5 protein-coding genes are annotated in these 5,202 nt (G+C 65.2%); 2 read left to right on the top strand and 3 right to left on the bottom strand.

The window, feature by feature from the left end; all coding sequences use genetic code 11:
- Positions 1-476: 476 nt before the first annotated feature.
- The 3 genes from ACN0Q0_RS17695 to ACN0Q0_RS17685 are packed head-to-tail and all read right to left on the bottom strand — an operon-like array spanning position 477 to position 3,332.
- Positions 477-1,784 carry a TRAP transporter large permease gene (locus ACN0Q0_RS17695; RefSeq protein WP_343504989.1) on the bottom strand — a complete coding sequence of 436 codons (1,308 nt, stop codon included), beginning with the start codon at positions 1,782-1,784 and terminating at the stop codon, positions 477-479.
- Between the two features lie 25 nt (positions 1,785-1,809).
- A complete protein-coding gene (locus ACN0Q0_RS17690; protein ID WP_343504988.1) occupies positions 1,810-2,337 on the bottom strand; it encodes a TRAP transporter small permease in 528 nt (175 codons plus the stop codon).
- A gap of 5 nt (positions 2,338-2,342) precedes the next feature.
- Positions 2,343-3,332, bottom strand: a complete 990-nt coding sequence (locus ACN0Q0_RS17685) for a sialic acid TRAP transporter substrate-binding protein SiaP (RefSeq protein ID WP_343504987.1) — start codon at positions 3,330-3,332, stop codon at positions 2,343-2,345.
- A gap of 190 nt (positions 3,333-3,522) precedes the next feature.
- Between ACN0Q0_RS17685 and ACN0Q0_RS17680 the strand changes: the two genes are divergently transcribed.
- Both ACN0Q0_RS17680 and ACN0Q0_RS17675 read left to right on the top strand, forming a co-directional pair.
- Positions 3,523-4,419: a dihydrodipicolinate synthase family protein gene (locus ACN0Q0_RS17680; protein WP_417244502.1), complete on the top strand. Its 897-nt coding sequence runs from the start codon at positions 3,523-3,525 to the stop codon at positions 4,417-4,419.
- 34 nt (positions 4,420-4,453) lie between these two features.
- Positions 4,454-5,134, top strand: a complete 681-nt coding sequence (locus ACN0Q0_RS17675; protein ID WP_343504985.1) for a GntR family transcriptional regulator — start codon at positions 4,454-4,456, stop codon at positions 5,132-5,134.
- Positions 5,135-5,202 lie beyond the last annotated feature (68 nt).

The following is a 5,202-nucleotide window of genomic DNA, read 5'->3' as shown; positions in this document are numbered from 1 at the left end:
CGGCTATGAGTCAGCGCGTTGAACGCTGAGTGAATTTGCACTCACCGTGCCTCGGGTCTTCGACTGATTACGGGGCCGCTGGAAAGAAAAGCGCGCAGGGAGCTGATCAGCAGGCGCGTTTCCCGACATCAGAGTCCACACCGCCGCCCACATGGATCGCCCCATTTTATTTCGCTGCAACCGCTTTGGCGAGTTTTCGATTGGGTGGCAACTTGCGTCGCCAACCGCCGCCTCATATCGAAAGCAATCTCCAAGTTGCGCAACGCGTGACAAATCGGCCGATTGGTCGCCCGTAGCTGTCGCAGTCGGCGGAAAGCTTGGTTTTCGTACCGCCCTTTGAGCGCGCGATCAGACAACTGCGGGCCCTTTCTTGGCGGTGGTGCATGTCGCCGTTCGATGTGACTTCAGCTATGTCGCGTCATTTTCATCCCGATGTTCTTCTTTTTGCGCCCTCTCAGCACGCCTGAGCCTCCTGTCTACCCGAGCATCCCAGCGGCGCGCGGCAGCCAGAGCACGATGTCCGGCACGAAGGTCAACAACATCAATAATGCGATTAGGATCGCCAGGAACACCCAGACCTCTCGGATCATCTCGCTTACCGGGATGCCGTTCAGTGCCTTGATGATGAACAGCAATATCCCGTAGGGCGGGGTGATCAGCCCGATCATCATGTTGAACACCAGCACCACGCCGAGATGGGTCAGGTCGATCCCCAGCGCCGCCGCAGAGGGCAGGAACAGCGGGGTGACCACCAGCATGATGGTCGACACGTCCAGGAAGCAGCCCATTGCGAGATAGAGCAGGTTGAGCAGGATCAGCAGCTGGATGGCGTTGAGATCCATGCTCTCGAAGAAGGCGAAGACGCTGGCCGGCACTCGCTCGACGGTGACCACGTAGTTGAAGATGAAGGCACCGCAGAGAACGATGGTGACGACAGCCGTGGTGCGCACCGTGGCGCGGACCACGTCGAGGAACTCGCGCAGTCCGAGCACGCGATAGGCGAAGACCGACAGCAGCAGCGCGTAGAAGGCCGAGACCGCGGCAGCCTCGGTGGGGGTGAAGACGCCGGTGTAGATGCCCCCCAGCAGGATCGCCGGCATCATCAGCGCCGGCGCGGCGCGCAGGAAGACCAGCGGGAAGGTACGCCAGGGGATCGCCGCCTCGACCGGGAAGCCGCGGAGCTTGGCCATGATCATCACCGCGATGCCCAGCACCACGACCAGCAGGATCGCCGGGATAACGCCGCCGAGGAACAGCGCGCCCACCGAGGTCGAGGAGATCAGCGCGTAGAACACCATCGGGATCGAGGGCGGGAAGATCGGGCCGACCACGGCCGAGGTCGCGGTGATCGCGCCGGCAAAGCCGCGCGGGTAGCGCCCGTCCTTGGTCATCATGTCGGTGATCACCTTGCCGACCCCCGCCGCGTCCGAGATCGCCGAGCCCGACATGCCCGAGAAGATCAGCGAGGTCAGGATGTTGACCTGAGCCAGCCCGCCCGGCACCCGGCCCACCAGCGCCAGCGCGAAGGTAAGCAGCCGGTCCGAGACCTTGCCCGCATTCATGATGTTGGCGGCGAAGATGAACAGCGGCACCGCCAGTGCGACGAAATTTCCGAAGACCCCGTTCAGCACGTTCTCGGCGGCCAGCCCGATGTCGCGCCCGGCCATCAGCAAGTAGAAGACGCTCGAAACGATCATCGCGAGGCCCATGGGCAGACCTGCCACGGTGATCATGACCAGCAGCCCGATCATCAGCAGCAGGGCGTTGTCGGCAAAGAATTCCATTGGTGTCCCTTGGAATGTGTAGGGGTCAGAGCGCGTCGCGCCAGCGCGGCCCGAAGAGGCGCAGCAGGCGACCGAGCATTTTCAGCGTCAGGCCGACGACGAAGAGCAGGTAGCAGCCGTAGATCCAGTGCATCGGCAGGCGGAGCACCGGGCTTTTCTTGCGGGTGAGGAAGTCGAGGTAGTCGAGCGTCGGCAGGATCAGCAAGCCGAAGGCGACGAGCGCGACGACCATGGTGAAAATCGCCATCACCCGCTGCGTGCGCGGGGACACGACATCATAGACCACGTCGAAGGTCACATGCTCGCGGATCGGCACGAGGAAGGCGGCGGCCCAGAACACCGTCCAGATGAAGGCGATCATCACGAATTCTTCGGACCAGACCAGCGGCGCGCCCATCACGTAGCGGAAGAAGATCTGCACGATGAACCCCGCGAAAGCCGCAAGGAACATCACGATGCCGACCACATCGGCCGCCCGCGCAAGCAGGCGGCCAAGGGTTTCCAGAGCGCCGGGGCGGGTCGCCCCGGTCTCGGGATCGGTGCGGGCCGTCACGCGGATCACTCCGCCAGGGCGTTGATCTTCTCGGCCCAGCCCTCGGGCCAGTCGGCCGAGCGGTCAGAGCTGAAGTAGACTTCCTGCACGTGGCTGCGGAACGCCTCCACGTCGGGCTCGGTCACCTGCAGCCCTTCGGACTTGAAGAAGTCCACAAGCCGCTCCTCGTTGGCCACGCGCTCGGCGTTGTTCCAGTCGCAGGAGGCGACGGCGGCCTCGGTCATCGCTGTCTTTTCCTCGTCCGAGAGCTGGTCCCAGGTCTCGTTGTTAATCGCGATGTTGATGCCGTCTACGAGGTGGCTGGTCAGCACGATCTGCTCGGTGACCTCGTAGAATTTCGCGGCCTCGACGGTGGGCAGTGGGTTGTCCTGCGCGTCGATGGTGCCGGTCTGTAGGCCGAGGTAGACCTCGCCGAAGGGCAACGGCGTCGGCGCGGCACCGAGCGCGCTGCCGAGGAACAGCCAGGCGTCGGAGCCGGGCATGCGCAGCTTCAGCCCCGCGAGGTCCTCCGGCGTGCTCACGTCACGCGCGCTGCGCAGGTTGAGCTGGCGGGTGCCGAGATAGCAGGTGTCGAGCAATTGCACGTCCATCTCTTGCGAGACTGTCTGCTTGAACTCGGCACCGATGTCCGAATTCAGGAAAGCGCGGTAATGCTCAGGGCTCTGGAACAGGTAGCCGGCGGTCAGCAGCCCGTAGGCGGGGATCGCGTCGGCAATCAGCTGGTACGACAGGTAGGTCATCTCGGCATTGCCCCGCTGCAGCGCGTCGAGGTCGGCGCCCTGGGCAAACAGCGAGCCGGAATCGTAGAGCTGCACGTCGAAGCGACCGGGCACGCGGGCCTCGAGCTCGTCCTTGAACACCTGCATCGCCTTGGTGTGCAGGTCGGTCGGCACCGAGGCGGTGGTGTACTTGATCTCGATCTGGTCGGCGGCGAGCGCCGGAGTCGCCAGCGCCGTGCCTAGGGCAAGCGCGGTCAGCGTGCGTGTGAATGTCATGTCAGTCCTCCCTGAATTCCGTTTAAGGATTTTCGCCGCTTTGCCAATGGCCGGACCCTCCTCCGGCGGCGATTGCTGAAGACTTTACAAAGCAGAGTGGCCTATGTAAACACTGATTGTATCAGTTATTGGATTAATACAACAATCAAGCCGATACGGCTGGTTGTTCGGTGAATCGGAGGAGAACGGGATGCGCGCAGGCACGGACTTCAGGGGGGTGGTCGGCGCTGCGGTGACGCCGGTGCCCCCGGCGCTCGAGATCGACGTGCCGCGGCTGATCTCGCATTGCGACGCGATGCTGCAGGCGGGCTGCGCCTTCACCTCGGCCTTCGGCACGACGGGCGAGGGGGCCTCCTTTTCGGCGGACCAGAAAATCGCGGCGCTGCAGGCGATGAAGGATGCGGGGCATGACATGTCCCGGCAGGTGCCCGGCATCATCGCCGCCGCCGTCGAGGACGCGGCCCGGCTCTACCGCGCGTGCGCAGAGCTTGGCTGCCGCGCGGCGCTGATCATCCCGCCGTTCTACTACGCGCCCTCGTCCGACGCGGCGGTGGCCGAGTTCTACGCCGCCGTTGCCGAAAGGGCGGACAGCCCCGCCCTCGACATCGTGCTCTACAACTTTCCGCATTTCTCGGGCGTGACCTTTGCCCCGGCGTTGGTCCGTGCGGTGCAGGCCAAGCTCGGCGATCTGGTCATCGGCATCAAGGATTCCACCGGCGACCTCGAGGGCGGCCTCGAGCTGATCGGCGCCTTCCCCGAGCTGTCGATCTTCACTGGTGACGACCGCATCCTGACGCGCATGGTCGCGGCGGGCGGCGCGGGGATGATCGGCGGGCTGGTCAACCTCTTCCCCGCGGACAGCGTCACGCTCTGCGGTGGCAAGGTGGACGCGGCCTTCGAGAAACGCGCGGCGATGCGGATCGAGGCTGTTGACGCTCATGGCGGGCTCGTGGTTCTGAAGGCACTCGTAGCGGCCCGCTACGGCGACGACGGCTACCGCCGCACCGTGCCGCCGCTGGCCCCGCTGGAGGCCGGGCTGAGCGCCCGCCTGGCCGAAGAGCTGGGGTTCACGGGCGCGACGCTCTGAGCCGCGACAGGACAGGACGACAGGAGACAGGCTGATGCCGGGCAACCGCGCCGAGGAGACCCAGAAACGCCACGACGGGCGGGTTCGGCAATCGGGCTACGAGCAGTTCCAGAAGGCGCTTCTCGACGGACGCCTGAGGCCCGGCCAACTGGTCAGCCAGCGCGACCTCGTGGCCATGCTCGGCCTGTCGATCGGGGCGCTGCGCGAGCTGTTGCCGCGGCTCGAATCCGAGGGGCTGATCAACGTGCTGCCGCAGCGCGGGATCCAGATCCCGGCGATCGACCTGCCGATGATCCGAGACGCTTTCCAGATGCGCGCGGCGCTGGAGCGCGAGGCGGTGCTCAACGCCATCCGCACAATGCCCGACGAGGCGATCCGCGAGCAGCTCGCGCTGCACCGCGAGGTGCTTGCGCAGGTCGCGGTCGACCCCAGCGAGGCGGTGCTGGAGCGCGGGCAGGAGATCGACACGGGCTTTCACGCGCTGCTGATCGGCGCGACGAAGAACGAGCTGATCATCTCGGCCTATGACATCAACTCGATCCGTATCCGGCTGATCAAGCTCGACCGTATTCGCCTCAGCCCGGTGACCCTGCCCGCCGCCTTCGCCGACCATATCGCGGTGATCGAGGCGCTGCTGGCGCGCGATCCGGTGGCGGCGACGGCGACGATGGACCGCCATATCGCCAATGCCCGAGAGCGGGCGCTGGAAATCTGATTTCAAGTTCTGATCTGGAGGCCTGACATGGCCGGAGATGACACCGCCGCGGCCCTGCGCCCCGGGGC

Source organism: Celeribacter sp. (assembly GCF_048259695.1).
Lineage (GTDB): Bacteria > Pseudomonadota > Alphaproteobacteria > Rhodobacterales > Rhodobacteraceae > Celeribacter.
Note: the sequence above shows the minus strand (reverse complement) of the source record. Positions and strands in the feature narration are given on the sequence as shown.